Genomic DNA, 18,678 nt, shown 5'->3' with positions numbered 1-18,678 from the left:
CCGGGTGGTCGCTTCGACGCTCCGGGAGGCGCCCGCCGCGACGGCGACGGCGGTCTTCCTCCCCACCGCGGTCGCGGGGCCGTTCAGCCGCCCGGCCGGACGATCAGACTGCGCGGGGCGCGCGTGATGAGGCCGGTGGAAGTGGGACGGAAGCCGTCGGCGAGGCGCAGGCGGGGCATGGCCGTGAAGAGGGCGCGCAGGGCGTACTCCGCTTCGAGCTCGGCGAGGAGGACCGCCGGGCAGAAACCCGTCCCGTAGGTGAGCTGACCGGGGTCGTCGCGGAACGGGTCGAAGCGGTCGGGCTCGCGGAAGCGTTCCGGATCGCGGCCCGCCGAGCCGACGAGCAGGGCGACGGACGCGCCCGCCGGGACGACGCCGCCGCTCACCGGCACTTCGGCGCCGGTGCGGCGCACCGCGATCTGCACGGGCGGGTCCCGGCGCAGCGACTCGGTCCAGGCGCGGGCGACGAGACCGGCGGGCGCGTCGCGGAGGGCGGCGACCTGGTCGGGGTCGACGAGGACGTTGCCGAGGAAGGAGGCGAGCGCCTTCTCCCGTACGGCGATCTGACCGCCGCACTCCCCCGCGAGCGCGCCCGCCGCCCGGCCGCGGACGAGCCGCATCATGTCCCGGTAGGGCACGCCGACGGCAGCGGCGACGGTGCCGGCCGGGAGCCAGTGGCAGAAGTCGGCGACCAGGTCCGCCCGGGACCGTTCGGCGATCCGGCGGGCCAGGACGTGGGCGGTGCGCTCGGTGGCCGCGCGCAGGGCCTCGACGTCCACGTCGACGTGGGCCCGCGCGCACGGCGGGTCGCCGGGCCGGTGGCCGTGGGTGAAGCGCTCGTCGGTGAGGGCGGCGGCCACGTCCGCGTACCGGCTGAGGACCCAGGCCCGCAGCAGCGGGTCGTACGTGAGCGGGAACTCCTCGCGCAGGATCCGGTGGATCCTGTGCGGGTCCAGCGTGGCGCCGGGGTCGAGGGGGCTCGGCGCGACGATCCGGCCACCGGGCGGGCGGGGCCCGGCGGCGGCCGGACCGACCAGGGCCCGCGCGCCTCCGGGGACGGGCCGGCGGCCGGTGCCGGGGGGACGGGCCGGGGTGCCGGCGGGGGCATCAGCCGGGGTCCCGCCGGGCCGGGTCGGCTTCGCGCGGGCAACGGCCGACGGCGTCGCCGGAGTCATCGACGGCAGGCGCCTCCAGGGGTCCCCGGTCTCCTCCGGCCGCTCGCTCCGCGTGCCCCGGTCCGACTCGTGGTTCGGCGCGTCGCTCATCTCGCCCCCTGTCGATCGGCGGTGGGTGCCGCGGCCGGAGATCATGGCGCGCGTCCGCCCAGCCCATCACCACACGGCCCGCACCGCCCGCCGCACACCGCCGAACGGGTGAAGGCGGGGGTTCAGTCGTGCGACAGCCGGAAGGACATCTGTCCGAAGCCGACCACGTCCCCCGGCCGTACGACCACGGCGCCGGTGACCCGCCGTCCGTTGACGGTGGTGCCGTTGGTCGAGCCGAGGTCGCGCAGCACCCACATCCCGCCCTGCAGGGAGAGTTCGGCGTGCAGCCGGGAGGCCGTCTCGTGGCTGAGCCGCAGCCCGTTGACCGGGTCGCGCCCGATCCGCAGCGGGTGCGGGCCGGGGCGCGGCAGCAGCAGCTTCGGGAGCCGCTCCGCGCTCCAGGCCCGCCCGATCCGCGCCGTGAACGCGGACATCCGCTCCACCGCGCCGACCACCCGCCGGGTCCAGGTGCCCTCGGTCCGCAGGTCGGCGGTGAGCAGGGCGAGTTCGTCCGGCCGGCGGGCCTGGAGCGCGCGCTCCATCCGGAAGAGGAAGGTGTCGTGCGAGAGGCGGCCCTGGGCGGCACCCTCACGGAGCAGCACCAGCGCGCGGTCCCGCTCGGCGTCGGTCAGCCGAGGGGAGTTCGCCGGGAGCTCGAAAGGGGTCGTCACATCCGAGATTGTCGGTCCGTCGCCCCCGACGTGTCCAGAAGGGCCGCCTGGAGTCCCGTCCCGACCGGGACCGCGAGGACCTCGTCGCGCCGAGGACGCCGGTCACGGGCGGAACGACCACCACCCCGTCATCGCGCACGTCGGTGTGCTGCCCGCCCACCGCGGGCACGGATGTGTCGACGACGTCCTGACGGAGGAGACCCGGATCCCGGCCGCCGCCGACGTGCCCCGGATCCGTGCGGCGACGGACCCGGGGAACGTGCCGATGGCGGCGTCCTTCGCCCGCGCGGGCCACGTGACGTTCGAGCGCGCGATCGACTGCGTGCGGGACGCGCCGGGCGAGTCGGGGTCCTGACTGCCAGGATGGTCGCGGTGGTGCAGTGAGCGGACCGTCGACGAGGGGATTCCCGTGCTCTTCGAGGTGTGGGCGCCGAGCGCCCGTGACCGGGTGACGCTGGAGCTGAACGGCTCCGCCCACCCCCTGGACCGGGACGCCGAGCGGGACGGCTGGTGGTCGGGCGTGGTGCCCGCCGGGGACGGCGACCGGTACGGCTTCTCGCTCGACGGCGGGCCCGTGCTGCCCGACCCGCGCTCGCGCCGGCTGCCCGACGGGCCCGACGGCCTGAGCGCGGTCGTCGACCACTCGGCGTACGCCTGGCGCCACGCGTCCCCGCGACTGCGGCTGCGCGGCGCCGTCCTGTACGAGCTGCACGTCGGCACCTTCACCCCGGAGGGCACGCTCGACGCGGCGGCCGCGCGGCTCGGGGAGCTCGCGGGCCTCGGCATCACCCATGTGGAGCTGATGCCGCTGTGCCCGTTCCCCGGGGTGTGGGGCTGGGGGTACGACGGGGTGGCCCCGTGGGCGGTCCACGAGCCGTACGGCGGTCCCGAGGCCCTGAAGCGGTTCACGGACGCGGCGCACGGCCTCGGCATGGGCGTGGTCCTCGACGTGGTGCACAACCACCTGGGCCCGTCCGGGAACCACCTCCCGTCCTTCGGGCCGTACTTCACGGACGCCCACCACACCCCGTGGGGCGCGGCGGTGAACCTGGACGCGCCGGGCTCGGACGAGGTCCGGGCGTACTTCCTGGGGAGCGCGCTCGCCTGGCTGCGGGACTACCGGATCGACGGGCTGCGGCTCGACGCGGTGCACGCCCTCGCCGACACGCGGGCGCTGACCTTCCTGGAGGAACTGTCGGCGGCCGTGGACGAGTTGGCGAAGGAGCAGGGCCGCCAGCACTTCCTGATCGCGGAGTCCGACCTCGCCGACCCGCGCACGACGACCCCGCGCGCGCTCGGCGGCCTCGGGGTGCACGCCCAGTGGAACGACGACTTCCACCACGCCCTGCACACCGCCCTGACGGGCGAGTCCCAGGGCTACTACGCGGACTTCGCGCGCGCCCCGATGGCGGCGCTCGCCAAGACGCTCACCCGCGTCTTCTTCCACGACGGCACGTACTCCGACTTCCGCGGCCGCCGCCACGGGCGCCCGGTGGACCGGGAGCGCACCCCCGCCCACCGCTTCCTGGGGTACGCGCAGACACACGACCAGATCGGCAACCGGGCCCTCGGCGACCGCCTCTCCTCCTCGCTCTCCCCCGGGCTGCTCGCCTGCGCGGCGACGCTCGTCCTCACCGGCCCCTCGGTGCCGATGCTGTTCATGGGCGAGGAGTGGGGGGCGAGCACGCCCTGGATGTACTTCACCGACCACACCGACCCGGAGCTCGCGGAGGCCGTGCGGCGGGGCCGGAAGCGGGAGTTCGCCGCGCACGGCTGGTCCGAGGACGAGGTCCCCGACCCCCAGGAGCCGGCCACCCGCGACCGCTCGGTCCTCGACCGCCGCGAACGCGAACGGGACCCGCACAAGCGGCTCCTCGCCTGGCACCGGCAGCTGATCGCGCTGCGCCGCACCCTGCCCGACCTGACGGACCCGGACCTGGCGGGCGTGAGGACGGCCTTCGACGAGGAGGCCCGCTGGCTGGTCTTCCGGCGCGGGGACCTGCGGGTGGCCGTGAACCTGGGCAAGGAGCCGACGGTGATCCCCCTCGGCTCCAACGGCCGCGACCGGGTCCTGGCCTCCTGGGACCCGGTCGAGCCCCCGGCGGCGGACGGGCTCCTCGGCCTCCCCGGCGAGTCCGCGGTCGTCCTCGCGGACGGCTGAGCCCCGGGCCCCTATTCCACGATGGCCATCTCGTGCGGGGTGTTGTTGAAGCGGCGCCCCGCGCCGTCCTCGGTGGCCGTGACGATGTCCTCGATGCGGACGCCGAAGCGGCCGGGGAGGTAGACGCCCGGTTCCACGGAGAAGCACATGCCGGGGACGACGGGGAGCTCCTCGCCCTCGATCATGTACGGCGGCTCGTGGGTGGTGACGCCGATGCCGTGGCCGGTGCGGTGGATGAAGTACTCGCCGTAGCCCGCGTCCGTGATGACCTTGCGGGCCGCCCGGTCGACCTCCTGGCAGGCGACCCCGGGGCGCACCGCCTCGAAGCCGGCCTGCTGGGCCTCGCGGACGAGGTCGTGGACGCGGCGCTCCTCGTCGGTGGGCTCGCCGACGTGGACGGTGCGGGTGGTGTCGGAGCCGTAGCCGTGCTTGAGGCCGCCGAAGTCGAGGACGACCATGTCGCCGCGCTCGATGACCCGGTCGCCGGCCTCGTGGTGCGGGTCGGCGCCGTTGGGGCCGGAGCCGACGACGGTGAAGTCGACCTGCGAGTGGCCGGACTCCATGAGGAACCGGGCGAGGTCGGCGGCGACCTCGGTCTCCTTGCGGCCGGCGAACCGGACCTCGAGGATCTCGCCGTACGCCTGGTCGGCGGCGGCCCCGGCGGCCGCGATCCGGGCCAGCTCGTGGGCGTCCTTGACGCCCCGGAGCATCGGCAGGGCCTCGGTGAGGGAGACGTACGAGGTGCCGGGCAGGGCCCGCTGGAGGCCGAGGAGGTGCATGGCCCAGGCGTTGTCGCTGACGCCGAACCGGCCGTCGACGTCGAGGAGCGGCGCGGTGACGGCGTACGGGTCCTTTCCGTCGGTCCAGTCGCGCAGGGTGAGCGCGGCGGCCCCGGCGGCCTTCTCCGCGTCGGGCGCCTCCAGGGTCGGGACGACGAGCACCGGTTCCCGGCCGACGGCGAGGACGAGGACGGTGAGCCGCTCGGTGATCGCGGTGGGCCGGTAACCGGTGAGGTACACCAGGTCGGGTCCGGGGGCGACGAGCACGCCCGCGAGTCCGGCGTCGGCGGCGGACTCGACGGCCCGGGCCATCCGGGCCCGGTAGTCGTCCGCGGTGAAGGGCACGACCTGGTCGGGGGGTTCCGTGCGCGACATGGGGCCTCTCCTCGCCGTCCTCGTCCGGTGCGTCGTACGGCATCCTGCCGGGCGGGGGCGCGGACCGCGACCGGATCAGCGGCGGTCGGGGCCCTGGGCGATGAGCCGTTCCAGGAGCTCGTGGAAGTCGTCGCCGACGACGATCCGCAGGTCGCCCCGCTCCTCGTCGTGCTCGCTGAGCTGGGTGAGCGTGCCGCCCCGCCACCAGAAGACGTACGGGCTGATGGCGCCCGGCACGTCCTCGTACCCGGCGGCGGCGAAGGAGGCCATCGCGCCGAGGGCCGGGATGATCGAGGTGTCCCGGATGGGGTGGAAGGCGAGCTGGTGCCGGAAGGGCAGGGCGACGAGGGCGCCGTGCTCGCCGAGCGGGAGGCCGGTGACCCGTTGGACGACGCCGTCGAGGTCGAGGACGCGGCTCGCGGTGTAGAAGGAGTCGCCGAGGATGATCTCGAAGGACATGCCGTCGGCGTCGCGGACGGTCTCGTGCTCCTCGACGGGCAGTCCGCGCAGGTTGCGCAGGGCCCGGGCGCGCAGCTGCGCGTGGTCCCCGAGCCGTTCGAGCGCCTCGTCGGTGAGCATCATGACGCTCTCGGGCAGGTCGAGGGCGAGGACCTCGTAGAGGCCGGGGGCGACGGTCCTGGCGTAGCCGAAGGCGCCGGCGTCGATGCCGTCGCCGCTGACGACCCGGGGGTAGAGCTGGGCGCGGATCTGCTCGGGCGGCAGGGTGTCGAGCGCGGAGGGGCCGTCCATGGCGCGGACGACGAGGCCGATGTGGCGGTCGATCATGCCGGGCCAGACGCGGGGGCCGCGCCGGTCCTGGTGGCAGACGGCGGCGAGGTTGCCGAGGCCGAAGCGGCGGCCCTTGTCGTCGACGACGTGGTCGGCGTAGACGGTGACCTCCAGGCCGAGCTCGGCGAAGGTCTGGCGGACCCGGCCGCGGAAGAGCGCGGCCTCGCGCTGGGAGAAGTACGCGAACCCGGGATCCCTCGGCGCGTCCTCACCGTCCCGCCTGGATCCTCGTCGCAGCCACCCCACGCCCGCCCGCCTTCCGTCGCCGTTGCGCCCCAGGGTAGCGACTGCGGGTGTCAGCCCTTGAGCCGTCGGGTGAACTCGGCCACCGGGCCGGACGGTTCGCCGTGGGCGCCCGCCGGGACGAGGAGTTCGGCGCGGTGGACGAGCCGGGGCGCGACCAGGGGGACGGCGACCGCGCCGGGGACGCCCTCCGTCGCGGACAGCGGCAGCAGGACGAGTCCGTGCCCGGCGGCGGCCAGGGCGGCGAGGGTGCGGATGTCGCCGCCCTCGTAGCGCAGGGCGGTGCGGAAGCCGCGCCCGGCGGGGCCGCCGTGGACGGCCCGCAGCCGGTCGAGCGGGACGCCGGCGGCGGGCGCGTCGAGCCAGCGGGCGTCGACGAGGTCGTCGAGGCGGAGCCCGGGGCGTCCGGCGAGGGGGTGCCGGGCGGGCAGGACGACGGCGAGCGGCTCCTCGGCGACGCCGGTCGCGGCGAGCGGGGCGACGTCGGGCAGCCGCAGCGGGTCGCTGGGGGCGGTGACCCCGTCGACGAGCCCGGCGTCGGCCTCGCCGGCGGCGACGGCGACGGGCACCCGCTCGCGGGGCAGGGCGCGCAGGGTGACACCGGTGGCGGGCAGGGCGGCGAGGACACGGGCGGTGAGGGCGAGCGGGGAGGCGGCGACGCTCAGGGTCGCGCGGGGCGCGGCGGCGAACCGGTCGAGGTCGGCGCGGGCCGCGTCGAGGCGCAGCAGCAGCGCCCCGGCGTGTTCGAGGAGCCGCTCCCCGGCCGGGGTGGGGGCGACGGGCCGCCGGGTGAGCAGGGGCAGCCCGAGGTCGGCCTCCAGGGCGGCGATGTGCTGGGAGACGGCGGACTGGGTGTAGCCGAGGTCGCGCGCCGCCTCGGAGAAGGAGGCGAGGCGGACGACGGTGACGTACGTGCGGAGGAGGTGCGGGTCCACCGGCTCAGGACCCCCAGGGGGTCTTCAGCAGGTCCTTGGCGTAGTGCGCGAGGGAGCGGTTGTAGCGGGGCAGCAGGGGCGCGAGGGCGCCGAGGGCGAGGGAGGCTGCCTCGCGGTCGCGGCCGGTGTCGGCGAGGGCCAGGGCGAGGAAGGCGTCGACGGCGCCGGAGAGCGCCCGCTCGTCGGCGTCGAGCCGGTCGGCGGGGAGGGCGCGCTCGGCGGTGAGGAGTTCGACGCTGCGGTCGGGGCGGCCGAGGTTGCGCAGGCTGCTGGCGAGCTGGATGACGGCCCGTCGGCGGCGCAGTCCGGTGAGGCCGAGGTCGAGGGCCCGCTCGTAGTGGACGACGGCTTCCTCGGGCATGCCGGTGGAGTCGTGGGCGGCGCCCCGCTCGAAGACGGCGGCCGGGTCGTCGGCGGGCCGCTCGGCGGCGAGGGCGGCGACGCGGGCGCGGAACTCGGCGGGCTCGTGGTCGTCGAGGCGCTCCCAGAGCGCGGCGACGCGGGTCTCCCAGTCGTGATCGTTCGTCATGCGGCCACCCTAGCCGGAGGGGCATAAGCGTCTCTGATGGAGAGTGCAGCATTCATCGTTGGACGTGAACGGGCGGGGCGGCCCAGCATGGTGGCCATGAACACGAACACGCACGCCCACCCCCGCACCCCCCGGATCGCCCTGGTCGGCGACCGCTCCCCGCACGTCCGCTCGCACGTCCGGATCCCGGTCCTCCTGGACGCCCTCGCCGAGCGGGACGGGCTCGCGCTCGACGCGTACTGGATCCCCACGGGCGACGCGGAGGCCCCCGGCGCCGTGAAGGGCTTCGACGCGGTGTGGGTGCTGCCGGGCAGCCCGTACGCCAGCGAGGCGGGGGCGCTCGCGGCGATCCGCACGGCCCGCGAGGACGGCATCCCCTTCCTCGGCACCTGCGCCGGCTTCCAGCACGCCCTGATCGAGTACGCGCGGGACGTCTGCGGCCTGGAGCGGGCGGCGCACGCCGAGAACGACCCGTCGGCGGACACCGGCGACCTCCTCATCGCCCCGCTCGCCTGCTCGCTCGTGGGCCACGAGGGGGTCGTACGGGTCACCCCCGGCTCCCTCGCCGAGAAGGCGCTCGGCGCGGAGCGGACGACGGAGCGGTACCACTGCGACTACGGCCCGGACAGCCGCCACCTGGACACCCTGCGGGCGCACGGCCTGCGCTTCACGGGCGCGGACGAGGAGGGCGGCATCCGGATCGCCGAACTCCCCTCGCACCCCTTCTTCCTGGCGACCCTCTTCCAGCCGGAACTGGCGGGCGAGGGCACCGTGCCGCACCCGCTGGTCCGTGCCCTGGCGGTGGCGGCGACGGAGCACGCGGACCGCGGCTCGGTCCCGCGGCGGTGAGGCGACGGCCGGCACGGTCTGCTCGCGGGGGCTTCACGGGCGTGGCTCGCTTGACCGGCCGGGGCGCCGCCTGCAAAGTCGGGATGCGGCGCCGTGGCGGCGTCGCCTCCCCCTCCCGGCCGCCCCCTCCCGCACGTGCGGCGGACGGCCCTGACATCCAGGAGTGACCGGTCCGGTGACCCTTGACCTGGTGGTGATCGGGACGGCCATCACGCTGGGGCCCTTGCACAACAGTGCCTTCATCCTGTTGCTCTTCTCGCGGCGCGGCGTTCGCCAGGGCATGGCGTTCCTGCTGTCGTGGCTGGCCAACCTGGTCACGGTGATCGCCGTGGTGGTGCTGCTGACCGGCGGCAAGCCGCCGGCCCGTCACAGCGCGCCCTCGACCGCCGCGATCATCGCGAAGCTCGTCATCGGTCTGGCACTGGTGCTGTACGGGACGTACCGGCACCGTCGGCCGCCCCGCCCGCACGGCCCGCCCCGCTGGACCGCCCGGGTCGACAACGCCTCCCCGGTCGCGGCGGCCGGTCTGGCGTGGCTGCTGCAGCCCTGGGGACTGGTCGCCGCCGGCGCCGCGACCGTCGTCGACGCGGACCTCTCCGCCCTCGACGACTGGCTCGCCCTGGCCGGCTACTGCCTGCTGGCCACGCTCAGCCTCATCGTCATGGAGATGTACGTGGTCTGGGCGCCCACGGCCGCGAACGCCCGGCTGAACTCCCTGCGGGAGTGGCTGGGCGGACACCAGGAACAGCTCGTCGTCACGCTCGCCCTGGCCGTCGGCCTGTGGCTGACGGCCCGGAGCATCTACCAACTGGTCGCCTGACGCGGCGGACCGGCGGACCGGCGGGGCTCAGTCGGTGCGTCGCAGCGCGGGCGGGGTCCATTCGCCGGTGAGGGCGGGCTGCCGGGGCCAGTACAGGCGGAGGAAGACGTTGAAGCTGCCCGCGGGGGCAGGCAGCCAGTTGCTCTCGCGATCGGGTCCGGGGTCGTCGTGCTGGACGTGGATGTCCAGGGAGCCGTCGGGGTTGGTGCGCATGCCGCTGCGGTCGCCGATCGCGTACCGGTTCAGCGGGTTGTCGACGAAGAGCTGACGCTCGTTCATCATCGTGAGGGACCAGAAGCCGTCGACGGGCGGGATCCGATCGGCGTCGAAGTGCAGCACGTAGGCGTGGGCCCCGTCGAGGGGGCGGCCGTCGGCGTCGGTGGTGGCGTGCGGGTACAGCGCGTCGGCGTCGAGGTTGGCTCCGTACCCGAACCGGGTGATGACCGCGCGCTTGGCGTAGTCGGTTCCGTAGTCCCCGAGGCCTCGGTGCACGGCCCATCCACCGGTCTCGGCGGACTCCGCCCGGTCGAGCAGCTCGCGCAGGGCCTCCGGACCGCGCCGCGCGCCCGCGTCCAGGACGGCGAGCTCCTCGGCGGACAGGTCGTCCAGGCTCGCGCCGGGTGCGATGCCGAGTTTGGCCAGGCGGCCCAGGAAGGGGGCGTCGGCGGGGTCGGGAGGGTTGTCGACCATCATCCGGTTGAGGAGGGTGAAGTAGTCGCGGCCGTCGAGGGCGTGGACCTGGTCGACGGGCGCCGTCGTGGTGTCGGCGCCTGCGGGGACGGGGACGTCGGTGGGAGGGGAGTAGTCGTCGGGGTCGCCGGTCCACTGCGAGAGCGGGATCAGCCGGGTGGCGTCCTGGAGCTCGTTGACGGCCGGGAAGTCCGACGGGCCGCTGGTCGCGTACCGGGCGATGATCCAGTTCACGGCGGTGGGCGACTTCAGCAGGGTCAGCCCGGTGGGGACCGCTCCGGACCAGGACGGCCCGGCGATCAGGAACGGGCCGGCGGACGATCCGTTCCCGCGCCGGCCGACGACGGCGCAGACGTTGGACCAGGCGTCCAGGATCGGGACCATCCAGAAGCGGTCGCCGAAGTCGGGCAGGGTCAGCACCAGGGGCTGGTCGGACAGGTCGAGCCAGGCGCTGGAGTACAGGGTGTCGGCGTTCGGCGAGACGACCTCGGTGAAGGAGGCGTCCGGGGTGGCGCGCATGTAGCAGAACTGGTTGACCGGGGCCTTCCGGCGCGCGTCGTCCCGGGCCGGCACCGCCGTCATGCTGCTCTTCGTCACGGCCGCCGTGACCAGCGGGTATCCGTAGAGCCACGCCTCCGTGGCCGGCTTCTCCATCGACTCATCCGTCATCGGCTGCTCCAGGTGTGAGGACGATCCCCGTTCCGGCCCGACGCTATGAGCACGCCCCCTCCGTCGCCCGGCGAGTCCGCCGAACGGGTGGCGGGACGGCGGCCCGCGGGGTCGCCGGACCGGCAGGGCGCCCCCTAGGACATCCGGACGACCAGGTGGGCCCGGTGGCGGCCCCGGGCCACCAGGCGGGCGTTGGGCTCGTCGGACGCGTCGACCCAGCGCTCGGCGTGCGCCCGGTCCTTGCCGAAGCGGACGTGCCGCTCGACGAGCCGGGAGACGCGGTGGCGGTCGTCCAGGTCGAGGTACCAGACCTCGTCGAGCAGCGGCAGGACGTCGGCCCAGGCGCCCCCGTCGTGCAGCAGGTAGTTCCCCTCGGTGACCACGAGCGGGACCTCGGGCGGGACGGGGATCGCCCCGGCGACCGGCTCCTCCAGGGAGCGGTCGAACGCGGGCGCGTAGACGGTGGTGCCGGGGGCGGGGGCGCGGAGCCGGGCGAGGAGCGCGGTGTACCCGGCGGCGTCGAAGGTGTCCGGCGCGCCCTTCCTGTCGGCCCGCCCGAGCCGCTCCAGTTCGGCCCCGGCCAGATGGAACCCGTCCATCGGGACGAGCACGGCGAGCCCGCCGAGCCGGTCGACGAGCCGGTCGGCGAGCGTGGACTTCCCGGAGCCGGGCGCCCCGGCGAGCCCCAGGATCCGCCGCTGCCCCGACGGGACGAGCGCCCGCGCGCGGGCCTCCAGCCGATCGAACTCCTGCGCGTCCATGCACCGCATTCTCGCACCGCGCGCCCCGCGGGGACGGCTCCGCTCCGGAGCCCGCCGCACGCCCTCGGGAACGGCCCCTCCCCCGAAGCCCCCGCCCGGGCAGCGCTCGGCGACCCGGCGACCCGACTGCCCGGCGGCCCGACTGCCCAGCTGCCCGGCGGCCCGACTGCCCGACTGCCCCGACGACCCTCGGGGCGACCCTCCCCGGACCCTCGTTCCGACCCTCCTTTCCGCAAGGGTCGTCCCCCGCCACGACGCGGGTCGACGCGGGTGGGTTCCTACCCTTCCGCGTATTACGTTGGGGAAATGCCGTCCATCGCACTCGTCACCCTCGTCGTCCGTGCATACGACGAGGCCATCGCCTTCTACACCGACGCCCTCGGCTTCGAGCTGGTCGAGGACACCGACCGCGGCGACGGAAGCCGCTGGGTCGTCGTCCGTCCGCGCGGCTCGGCCGGCGTCGGCGGCCTCGGCAACACCGGGCTGCTCCTCGCCCGCGCGAAGAACGAGGAGCAGGAGGCCTCGGTCGGCAACCAGACGGGCGGCCGGGTCGGCTTCTTCCTCCACACGGACGACTTCGCCGGCGACCACGAGCGCATGTCGGCCGCCGGGGTGAAGTTCCTGGAGGAGCCCCGCCACGAGCCGTACGGCTCGGTCGCCGTCTTCGAAGACCTCTACGGCAACCGCTGGGACCTCCTCCAGCCGGCCGCGTAGCCACCGCGCCACCCCGGCACCACCCGAACAATTCGGTGTCGCCCGCGCGGCGGCCCTCCCTACACTCGCGGCACGGCACACCGACCGGTGTGCCGTGCCGCGAGCATTCACCGAGGAGAGCCGACCGTGCGTACGCGCCGCTTCGACGTGATCCTCGCCTCTCGCTCCGGCCGGTGGCGGCTGCGCGCCCGCCATCGCCGACCCGTGACGTCCTGACCCCTCGGGGATCCGTCCGGGAATCGCGCTGCCCCGTTCTCCACGCAGCAGCGAAAGGCACCACCCCATGCGCATCCGCAACCTCGGCATCCTCGCCCACGTCGACGCCGGCAAGACCACCGTCACCGAGCGGTTCCTGTACCTCACCGGCGCCACCCACAAGCGCGGCGAGGTCCACGACGGCACCACCGTCACCGACTTCGACCCGCAGGAGCGGGACCGGGGCATCACGATCTTCGCCGCGGCCGTCAGCTGCGACTGGGCGGGCCACCGGATCAACCTGATCGACACGCCCGGTCACGTCGACTTCTCCGACGAGGTCGAGCGCTCGCTGCGCGTCCTCGACGGCGCCGTCGCCGTCTTCGACGCCGTCGCGGGCGTCGAGCCGCAGAGCGAGACGGTGTGGCGCCAGGCCGACCGGCACGGGGTGCCGAGGATCGCGTTCGTCAACAAGCTGGACCGCGCGGGCGCGGAGCTCGACGCCGCCGTGGCGTCGATCCGGGACCGCCTCGGCACCGTCCCGCTCCCCGTCCAGCTGCCCATCGGGCGCGAGGACGGCTTCACGGGCGTCGTGGACCTGGTCCGGATGCGGGCGTACGTGTGGGCCGACGGCGCCGACGCGTTCGCCGACCTGCCGGTCCCCGACGACCTCCGGGACGAGGCCCACCACCGCAGGAGGCGCCTGGAGGAGACGGTCGCGGAGCTGCACCCGCGCGCCCTGGAGGAGTTCTGCGAGCGGGACGAGCTCTCCGAGGACGTCCTCACGGCCGCCCTCCGCGACCTCACCCTCTCCGGCGAGGCCGTCGTCGTCCTCTGCGGCTCGGCGTACCGCGACCGGGGCATCGAGCCGCTGCTCGACGCCGTCGTCGCGTACCTCCCGGCCCCGTCGGACATGCCGCCGGTGCGCGGCGGGGTCCCGGCGGACCCGGAGGCGCCGTTCACCGCGCTCGTCTTCAAGGTGAACGCGACGGCCACCGGCCGCACGACCTGTCTCCGCGTCTACGCGGGCACGATCGGGAAGGGGGACACCGTGCTCGACACCACCACCGGGCGTACGGAGCGGATCGCCCGCATCCTGCGCGTCCAGGCCGACCGGGCGACGGAGGTGGACACGGCGCGCGCCGGTGACATCGTCACCGTCGTCGGGCCGAAGTCCGCACGTGCCGGGGCGACGCTGTGCGCCCCGGACGCTCCGGTCGTCCTCGAACCGCCGACGACCGCCGACCCGGTCGTCTCGGTGGCCGTGGAGGCCCGCCGCGGCACGGACACGGGCCGGCTCGCGACGGCCCTCGCCCGGATGACGGAGGAGGACCCGTCGCTCGTGGTCCGGTCCGACCCCGAGACGGGCCAGACGGTCCTGTCCGGTCTCGGCGAGCTGCACCTGGAGGTCGCGGTGGAGAAGCTGCGGCGCGACCGGGGCCTGGAGGTCACGGTCGGCCGCCCGCAGGTGGCGTACCGGGAGACGGTGACGAAGGGCGTCAGCGGCCTGCTGTACCGGCACGTCAAACAGGACGGCGGCGCGGGCCAGTTCGCCCACGTCGTCATCGACGTCGAACCGACGGAGAACGAGGAGTTCGCCTTCGCCTCCACGGTCACGGGCGGCCGCGTCCCGCAGGAGTACGTCCGCGCGGTCGAGGCCGGCTGCCGGGACGCCCTCGTCGAGGGCCCCCTCGGCGGCCACCCGGTGACGGGCGTCCGGGTCACGCTCACGGACGGCGCCACGCATCCGAAGGACTCCTCGGAGACGGCGTTCCGCGCAGCGGGCAGGTTCGCGCTGCGCGAGGCGCTCCGCGCGAGCGTGATGACCCTGCTCGAACCGGTGGCCGAGGTGACGGTCACCGTCCCCGCCGAGTCGGTCGGCCCGGTCCTCGGCGACCTCGCGGCCCGCCGGGGCCGGGTCACGGACCGGACGACCCGCCTCGGCACGGCGGTGGTGGAGGCGACGGTGCCGCTGGCCGAGCTCTTCGGCTACGCGTCCCGCCTCCGGGGCCGCACCCAGGGTCGGGGCACGTTCACGACCCGCCCGGCGGGGTACGAGGCGGCCCGGAGCTGAGGTCGCGTTCGGCCCGCACCGACCGTGCGGGCCGAACGCCCGGCACCGGCCCGGCACGCCCCGGAAGGCAGGCCCTAGTCCTGCGGCGCCGGGCCGCGCAGGACGCAGAACTCGTTGCCCTCGGGGTCCGCCATGACCACCCAGCTCCGGCCCGGCCCCTGGCCCACGTCCGCCCTGGTGGCGCCGAGGCCGAGCAACCTGGTCACCTCGTCCTCGGTGCCGCGGTCGATCGGGCTGACGTCGATGTGGAGCCGGTTCTTCGCGGTCTTGCCCTCGGGCACCCGGACGAAGCCCAGGGTGGGCGGCATCGGGCGGGCCCGGACCTCCTCGACGGTCGGCTCCCGGGAGCCGATCTCGACCACGTCCTCGCTCCGGTCGATCACCTCGAAGTCCAGGACCTCGCACCAGAAGGCCGCGAGCGCCTCAGGATCGTGGCAGTCGACGACCAACTGGGTGAACCTGCTCGTCATGACTCTCCCCAAAAGTGCGGAAAGGTTCAGCGTACCGATCGCTCCGGGGCCGGTGGCAGGTCGAACTCGGCCCGTACGGTCTTCCCCACCGGTACGCGGCCGAGCACCGTCCACCGCGAGGCGAGCGCCTCGACGAGGAGCAGTCCGACGGCGTCGGAGGTCTCGGAGCCGTACGGAAGGCGCCAGCGGTCCAGCTGGTGGAGAGCGAGCCGGCGGGCGAGGCGGGCACCGCGCGGGGTCGAGCTGAAGCGCTGGGTGAACACACTTAAGGCGACGGCCGGTTCGCGGATCGCGGGGGAGGTCATGGGGCCAATGTGGCGGCGCCCGGCGGGAGGTGTCGGGGTGACGGACGAGGTCCCGAAGGGAAGCGAACCGGAGACGTCGGAGAGCCTGAAGGCCTTCGGGGAAGTGGTCAAGGCCTTCCGCAGGAGGGTGGCCCTGACACAGGAACAGTTGGTCCCGCTGGTGGGGTACTCGGTGCCGATGATCGCCTCGATCGAACAGGGAAGGCGCCTGCCGTCGAAGGAGTTCGTGAACCGGGCGGAGGAGGTGCTGGAGGCGTTCGGGGTCATCAGGGCGGCGGCGAAGCATCTGACGCGGAGGGCGGGACTTGCGAAGTGGTTCGCGGGATGGGCCGAGCTGGAGCCGCTGGCGGTGACGCTGTGCACCTACGAGAACCGACTCGTGCCCGGTCTGTTCCAGACGCCCGCGTACGCCCGGACGCTCTTCGAGAAGCAGATCCCGGCGATGGGCGACGACAAGATCGAGTCGAACCTGGTCGCCCGCATGGAGCGGGCAAGCATCCTGACGGATCGACCGGAGACCCTCTTCAGCTTCATCGTCGAGGAGCACGTACTGCGCCGCCAGATGGGCGGCCCGGAGGTCATGCGCGAGCAGGTCGACCACGTCCTCGCGCTCTGCGAGCGACGCACCATCGACATCCAGGTCATGGCGCAGTCGCGTGGGCACCACGCGGGTCTCGACGGCCCCTTGTGCCTCCTGGAGACCCGGGAGAACGCCGGGTACGCGTACTGCGAGGGCCAGGAGACCGGCCAGCTCATCTCCGACCCCAAAGTGGTCAGCATCCTCCAGCAGCGGTATGCCAGGATGCGGGCACAGGCTCTGTCCGAAGAAGCGTCCGTGGGCCTGCTGCGGGAGATCCGAGGAGGACTATGAGCACGACTGAACTGGCCTGGTTCAAGAGCAGCTACAGCAGCGGAAGCGGCGACAACTGCGTCGAGGTCGCCACCTGCCCCGCCACCGTCCACGTCCGCGACTCCAAGAACCCCACCGGCCCCCAGCTGGTCCTCTCCCCCGACATCTGGACGGAGTTCCTCGACCAGCTCGGCTGAGGAAGCATCACCTCCATGTCCGTGGTGCGCAACGAGCAGTCCCGCACCGGAATGCGGCAGCCGCACCGGTGAAGAACCTGCTCGTCGAGCCATACGAAGGACACGGGGGATCGCCCTGCGCGCTGCCCGCAAGAGCTGGAAGACGTACGCCCCGGGAGCCGCGGCCGTGACCGCGCTCCTCTCGACCACGGCGTGCGGGCCGGACGGCGGGACGGATGACGGGGCCGTGAGCCCGGCCCCGTCCCGTACCGCGAGCGCGACCGGCACCACCGCCCCCACCACCCCGAGCCCGACCACCGACGCCCCGCAGCCCACCGCGACCCGCTCCGCGAAGCCGAGCGGCGGCAAGGAGAAGGCTCCGGACCCGTCGGTGACGTTCTGGAACCTCGACCGCCGCGAGGTCGAGAGGTTCGTGTTCAAGGCCCGGTGACGACGGCGACACGGTGGTCGCTGGGCCGGGTCCCGTACACGCGCTTGAAGGCGACGCTCAGGCCGAACGCGCTCCGGTAGCCGACCTGTCGGGCGATCGACTCCACGGTGGCGTCGGTGCGGGTCAGCAGGTCGGCGGCGAGGGCGAGGCGCCAGCCAGTCAGGTACGTCATGGGCGGTTCGCCGACGAGGTCGCCGAAGCGGCGGGCGAGCGTGGCCCGGGAGACCCCGGCCTCCTGGGCGAGGGCGGTCACGGTCCACGGGCGCGCGGGGCGGTCGTGGATGAGGCGCAGGGCGCGGCCCGCGACGGGGTCGGCGAGCGCCCGGTACCAGGCGGGCGGGTCGGATTCGGGGCGGCTGAACCATCCCCGCAGGGTGGAGAGCAGCAGGAGGTCCAGGAGCCGGTCGAGGACGGCTTGCTGGCCGGGGTCGTCGCGGCTGATCTCGGTGTCGGTGAGTTCGAGGATCGGGCCGGCCCTGTCGTCCCGGGGGACGACGAGGACGCGGGGGAGGCCGCCGACGAGGCGGGCGGAGACGCGGCCGTCGACCTGGTAGCTGCCGGTGAGGAGCACGGTGGTGCCGCCGGGGGCGTTGGCGCAGGTGCGGAGGCCGAGGATGACGTCCTCGCTGACGTCCTCGCCGTCGGCGGTGGTGCAGTGACCGGAGTGCACGACGTAGAAGGGCGGGGTCTTCGCGGACGGGTCGTCGGTGACGGTGAACGGCTCCGCGCCGGTCACGAGGGCGACGTCGCCGGGGCCGAGCGGGACGGGCGGGAGGTCATCGCCGGGGACGACCCAGCCGGAGCCGCGGAGCAGGGTGACGACGGCGAGGGGCGTCCCGTCGGCGAAGCCGATCGACCAGGGCGAGGCCAGGACGTTGCGGCTGAACAGGGCGCCGTCGGAGCGGACTTCGTAGAGGAGGCTCGCGAGTGGATCCACGGGGCGAGTCTAGGAGGGCTGAGCGTCCGGGACATCGGGATGAGCGCGAGGACCATTCCGTGACGCACCGGCCCACCGTTTGACTGATCGCATGACGACGGACTCGAACACGAACACGAACACGAGCACGAAGACGAAGCCGATCCTGGTCCTCGGCGGGAGGGGCAAGACCGGCCGCCGCGTGGTCTCCCGCCTGAAGGAGCGGGGGTACGAGGTCCGGGCGGCCTCCCGCAAGGGGCCCGCCCGGTTCGACTGGAACGACGAGAACACCTGGGAGCCCGTTCTCGAGGGGGTCGGCGCGGCCTACCTGGTCGACTCGATGCAGAGCGACGCGGCGGTCTCGATGGGTGCCTTCGGCAAGCTCGCCGCGGCCGGCGGGGTCGAGCGGCTCGTCCTGCTCTCGCACCGCGACTGGGTGGCGGCCGAGGGCGAGGAGAAGCTGCCCTGCGAGCGGGCGGTGCGGGAGTCGGGCGCGGAGTGGACGCTCCTGAAGCCGGCCTGGTTCGCGCAGAACTTCGGTGAGGAGCCGTTCTTCCGGGACCAGGTCGTCGACGGCGAGGTGGTGTGGTCGGCGGGGGCGGGCGCGGAGCCGTTCGTCGACGTCGAGGACATCGCGGACGTCGCCGTGGCGGCGCTCACCGAGGCCGGTCACGCCGGGGAGGCGTACGAGCTGTCCGGACCGCGCCTGCTCACGCTGGGGGCGGTGGCCGAGGAGGTCGCCCGGGCGACGGGCCGGGACATCACGTACCGTCCCGTCTCCCCGGACGAGTTCACGGCGTACGCGGCGCGGAAGGGCCTGCCCGAGGACTTCGTCGCCCTCCTGAACACGCTCTTCGGCTGGATCGCCGACGACCGCTTCGCCACGCTCGGCGACGGCGTGCGGCGGGCCCTGGGCCGCGCACCCCGCGATTTCGCCGACTACGTGCGGGCGACGGCCGCGACCGGGGTCTGGCACGGCTGATCCGGAGCC

The 18,678-nt window shown here is 74.5% G+C and carries 20 protein-coding genes and 1 pseudogene; 10 read left to right on the top strand and 11 right to left on the bottom strand.

The annotated features are described in order from the left end of the window. Nucleotides 1–83: 83 nt before the first annotated feature. Together ACZ66Z_RS24260 and ACZ66Z_RS24255 are read right to left on the bottom strand one after the other, a co-directional pair. Nucleotides 84–1,265 carry a cytochrome P450 gene (locus ACZ66Z_RS24260; protein WP_469937217.1) on the bottom strand — a complete coding sequence of 394 codons (1,182 nt, stop codon included), beginning with the start codon at nt 1,263–1,265 and terminating at the stop codon, nt 84–86. Nucleotides 1,266–1,387: 122 nt separating this feature from the next. Then, nucleotides 1,388–1,936 (bottom strand): FHA domain-containing protein, encoded by a 549-nt coding sequence (locus ACZ66Z_RS24255; protein ID WP_469937215.1) that lies wholly within the window; start codon nt 1,934–1,936, stop codon nt 1,388–1,390. Between the two features lie 109 nt (nt 1,937–2,045). Here ACZ66Z_RS24255 and ACZ66Z_RS24250 point away from each other — a divergent pair. Together ACZ66Z_RS24250 and treZ are read left to right on the top strand one after the other, a co-directional pair. After that, nucleotides 2,046–2,291: pseudogene (locus tag ACZ66Z_RS24250) on the top strand (GNAT family N-acetyltransferase); the annotation flags it as partial. Between the two features lie 54 nt (nt 2,292–2,345). Next, entirely contained in the window at nt 2,346–4,097 is a 1,752-nt protein-coding gene (gene treZ / locus ACZ66Z_RS24245; RefSeq protein WP_469937213.1) for a malto-oligosyltrehalose trehalohydrolase, read from the top strand. A gap of 11 nt (nt 4,098–4,108) precedes the next feature. Here treZ and ACZ66Z_RS24240 read toward each other — a convergent pair whose 3' ends face one another. The 4 genes from ACZ66Z_RS24240 to ACZ66Z_RS24225 form a co-directional block, all read right to left on the bottom strand. Beyond that, nucleotides 4,109–5,251: an aminopeptidase P family protein gene (locus tag ACZ66Z_RS24240; RefSeq protein WP_469937212.1), complete on the bottom strand. Its 1,143-nt coding sequence runs from the start codon at nt 5,249–5,251 to the stop codon at nt 4,109–4,111. Between the two features lie 75 nt (nt 5,252–5,326). Further along, a complete protein-coding gene (locus tag ACZ66Z_RS24235) occupies nt 5,327–6,286 on the bottom strand; it encodes a DUF1444 domain-containing protein (RefSeq protein ID WP_469937211.1) in 960 nt (319 codons plus the stop codon). A gap of 50 nt (nt 6,287–6,336) precedes the next feature. Continuing rightward, nucleotides 6,337–7,218 (bottom strand): LysR family transcriptional regulator, encoded by an 882-nt coding sequence (locus ACZ66Z_RS24230; protein WP_469937209.1) that lies wholly within the window; start codon nt 7,216–7,218, stop codon nt 6,337–6,339. 4 nt (nt 7,219–7,222) lie between these two features. Then, nucleotides 7,223–7,747: a tetratricopeptide repeat protein gene (locus tag ACZ66Z_RS24225; RefSeq protein WP_469937207.1), complete on the bottom strand. Its 525-nt coding sequence runs from the start codon at nt 7,745–7,747 to the stop codon at nt 7,223–7,225. 96 nt (nt 7,748–7,843) lie between these two features. Here ACZ66Z_RS24225 and ACZ66Z_RS24220 point away from each other — a divergent pair, with 96 nt between their 5' ends. Beyond that, the gene (locus ACZ66Z_RS24220; protein ID WP_469937205.1) at nt 7,844–8,596 is read left to right on the top strand and encodes a CTP synthase C-terminal region-related (seleno)protein; all 753 of its coding nucleotides are present in this window, start codon (nt 7,844–7,846) and stop codon (nt 8,594–8,596) included. Nucleotides 8,597–8,771: 175 nt separating this feature from the next. Continuing rightward, entirely contained in the window at nt 8,772–9,416 is a 645-nt protein-coding gene (locus ACZ66Z_RS24215; RefSeq protein WP_469937203.1) for a GAP family protein, read from the top strand. Nucleotides 9,417–9,443: 27 nt separating this feature from the next. On the opposite strand, the gene ACZ66Z_RS24210 is transcribed toward ACZ66Z_RS24215, so the two are convergent. Together ACZ66Z_RS24210 and ACZ66Z_RS24205 are read right to left on the bottom strand one after the other, a co-directional pair. Next, on the bottom strand, nt 9,444–10,775 hold the full coding sequence (locus ACZ66Z_RS24210) for a DUF1254 domain-containing protein (RefSeq protein WP_469937201.1): 1,332 nt from the start codon (nt 10,773–10,775) through the stop codon (nt 9,444–9,446). Nucleotides 10,776–10,909: 134 nt separating this feature from the next. Further along, on the bottom strand, nt 10,910–11,545 hold the full coding sequence (locus ACZ66Z_RS24205; RefSeq protein WP_469937199.1) for a nucleoside/nucleotide kinase family protein: 636 nt from the start codon (nt 11,543–11,545) through the stop codon (nt 10,910–10,912). Nucleotides 11,546–11,842: 297 nt separating this feature from the next. Here ACZ66Z_RS24205 and ACZ66Z_RS24200 point away from each other — a divergent pair, with 297 nt between their 5' ends. Both ACZ66Z_RS24200 and fusA read left to right on the top strand, forming a co-directional pair. Further along, the gene (locus ACZ66Z_RS24200; protein WP_469937197.1) at nt 11,843–12,250 is read left to right on the top strand and encodes a VOC family protein; all 408 of its coding nucleotides are present in this window, start codon (nt 11,843–11,845) and stop codon (nt 12,248–12,250) included. Nucleotides 12,251–12,533: 283 nt separating this feature from the next. Beyond that, on the top strand, nt 12,534–14,519 hold the full coding sequence (fusA, locus tag ACZ66Z_RS24195; protein WP_469937195.1) for an elongation factor G: 1,986 nt from the start codon (nt 12,534–12,536) through the stop codon (nt 14,517–14,519). 74 nt (nt 14,520–14,593) lie between these two features. Here fusA and ACZ66Z_RS24190 read toward each other — a convergent pair whose 3' ends face one another. Beyond that, the gene (locus ACZ66Z_RS24190; protein WP_469937193.1) at nt 14,594–14,989 is read right to left on the bottom strand and encodes a VOC family protein; all 396 of its coding nucleotides are present in this window, start codon (nt 14,987–14,989) and stop codon (nt 14,594–14,596) included. Between the two features lie 26 nt (nt 14,990–15,015). Continuing rightward, a complete protein-coding gene (locus ACZ66Z_RS24185; protein WP_469937191.1) occupies nt 15,016–15,294 on the bottom strand; it encodes a hypothetical protein in 279 nt (92 codons plus the stop codon). 7 nt (nt 15,295–15,301) lie between these two features. Between ACZ66Z_RS24185 and ACZ66Z_RS24180 the strand changes: the two genes are divergently transcribed. The 3 genes from ACZ66Z_RS24180 to ACZ66Z_RS24170 all read left to right on the top strand — a co-directional run bounded on the left by ACZ66Z_RS24180 (nt 15,302) and on the right by ACZ66Z_RS24170 (nt 16,771). Then, nucleotides 15,302–16,165, top strand: coding sequence for a helix-turn-helix domain-containing protein (locus tag ACZ66Z_RS24180; protein WP_469937331.1), 864 nt, complete (start codon nt 15,302–15,304; stop codon nt 16,163–16,165). Continuing rightward, on the top strand, nt 16,162–16,341 hold the full coding sequence (locus tag ACZ66Z_RS24175) for a DUF397 domain-containing protein (protein ID WP_469937189.1): 180 nt from the start codon (nt 16,162–16,164) through the stop codon (nt 16,339–16,341). The genes ACZ66Z_RS24180 and ACZ66Z_RS24175 overlap by 4 nt, the downstream gene beginning before the upstream one ends. A gap of 166 nt (nt 16,342–16,507) precedes the next feature. Next, nucleotides 16,508–16,771 (top strand): hypothetical protein, encoded by a 264-nt coding sequence (locus ACZ66Z_RS24170; protein ID WP_469937187.1) that lies wholly within the window; start codon nt 16,508–16,510, stop codon nt 16,769–16,771. On the opposite strand, the gene ACZ66Z_RS24165 is transcribed toward ACZ66Z_RS24170, so the two are convergent. Next, nucleotides 16,758–17,708 carry a cupin domain-containing protein gene (locus ACZ66Z_RS24165; protein WP_469937185.1) on the bottom strand — a complete coding sequence of 317 codons (951 nt, stop codon included), beginning with the start codon at nt 17,706–17,708 and terminating at the stop codon, nt 16,758–16,760. The genes ACZ66Z_RS24170 and ACZ66Z_RS24165 overlap by 14 nt on opposite strands. 91 nt (nt 17,709–17,799) lie before the next feature. Between ACZ66Z_RS24165 and ACZ66Z_RS24160 the strand changes: the two genes are divergently transcribed. Beyond that, a complete protein-coding gene (locus ACZ66Z_RS24160) occupies nt 17,800–18,669 on the top strand; it encodes an NAD(P)H-binding protein (protein ID WP_469937183.1) in 870 nt (289 codons plus the stop codon). Nucleotides 18,670–18,678: the final 9 nt, after the last annotated feature.

The organism is Streptomyces sp. NPDC107498 (genome assembly GCF_055582805.1).
The sequence above is the reverse complement of the archived record's forward strand: the minus strand, read 5'-3'. Positions and strand labels throughout refer to the sequence as shown.

What these genes read in the sequence shown, in the direction of transcription:
- ACZ66Z_RS24200 (WP_469937197.1), top strand. Translation starts at nt 11,843, where the DNA reads ATGCCGTCCATCGCACTCGTCACCCTCGTCGTCCGTGCATACGACGAG.
- ACZ66Z_RS24225 (WP_469937207.1), bottom strand. Translation starts at nt 7,747, where the DNA reads ATGACGAACGATCACGACTGGGAGACCCGCGTCGCCGCGCTCTGGGAG.
- ACZ66Z_RS24240 (WP_469937212.1), bottom strand. Translation starts at nt 5,251, where the DNA reads ATGTCGCGCACGGAACCCCCCGACCAGGTCGTGCCCTTCACCGCGGAC.
- ACZ66Z_RS24260 (WP_469937217.1), bottom strand. Translation starts at nt 1,265, where the DNA reads ATGAGCGACGCGCCGAACCACGAGTCGGACCGGGGCACGCGGAGCGAG.
- ACZ66Z_RS24185 (WP_469937191.1), bottom strand. Translation starts at nt 15,294, where the DNA reads ATGACCTCCCCCGCGATCCGCGAACCGGCCGTCGCCTTAAGTGTGTTC.
- ACZ66Z_RS24180 (WP_469937331.1), top strand. Translation starts at nt 15,302, where the DNA reads ATGTGGCGGCGCCCGGCGGGAGGTGTCGGGGTGACGGACGAGGTCCCG.
- ACZ66Z_RS24175 (WP_469937189.1), top strand. Translation starts at nt 16,162, where the DNA reads ATGAGCACGACTGAACTGGCCTGGTTCAAGAGCAGCTACAGCAGCGGA.
- ACZ66Z_RS24205 (WP_469937199.1), bottom strand. Translation starts at nt 11,545, where the DNA reads ATGCGGTGCATGGACGCGCAGGAGTTCGATCGGCTGGAGGCCCGCGCG.
- ACZ66Z_RS24190 (WP_469937193.1), bottom strand. Translation starts at nt 14,989, where the DNA reads ATGACGAGCAGGTTCACCCAGTTGGTCGTCGACTGCCACGATCCTGAG.
- ACZ66Z_RS24160 (WP_469937183.1), top strand. Translation starts at nt 17,800, where the DNA reads ATGACGACGGACTCGAACACGAACACGAACACGAGCACGAAGACGAAG.
- ACZ66Z_RS24220 (WP_469937205.1), top strand. Translation starts at nt 7,844, where the DNA reads ATGAACACGAACACGCACGCCCACCCCCGCACCCCCCGGATCGCCCTG.
- fusA (WP_469937195.1), top strand. Translation starts at nt 12,534, where the DNA reads ATGCGCATCCGCAACCTCGGCATCCTCGCCCACGTCGACGCCGGCAAG.
- ACZ66Z_RS24210 (WP_469937201.1), bottom strand. Translation starts at nt 10,775, where the DNA reads ATGACGGATGAGTCGATGGAGAAGCCGGCCACGGAGGCGTGGCTCTAC.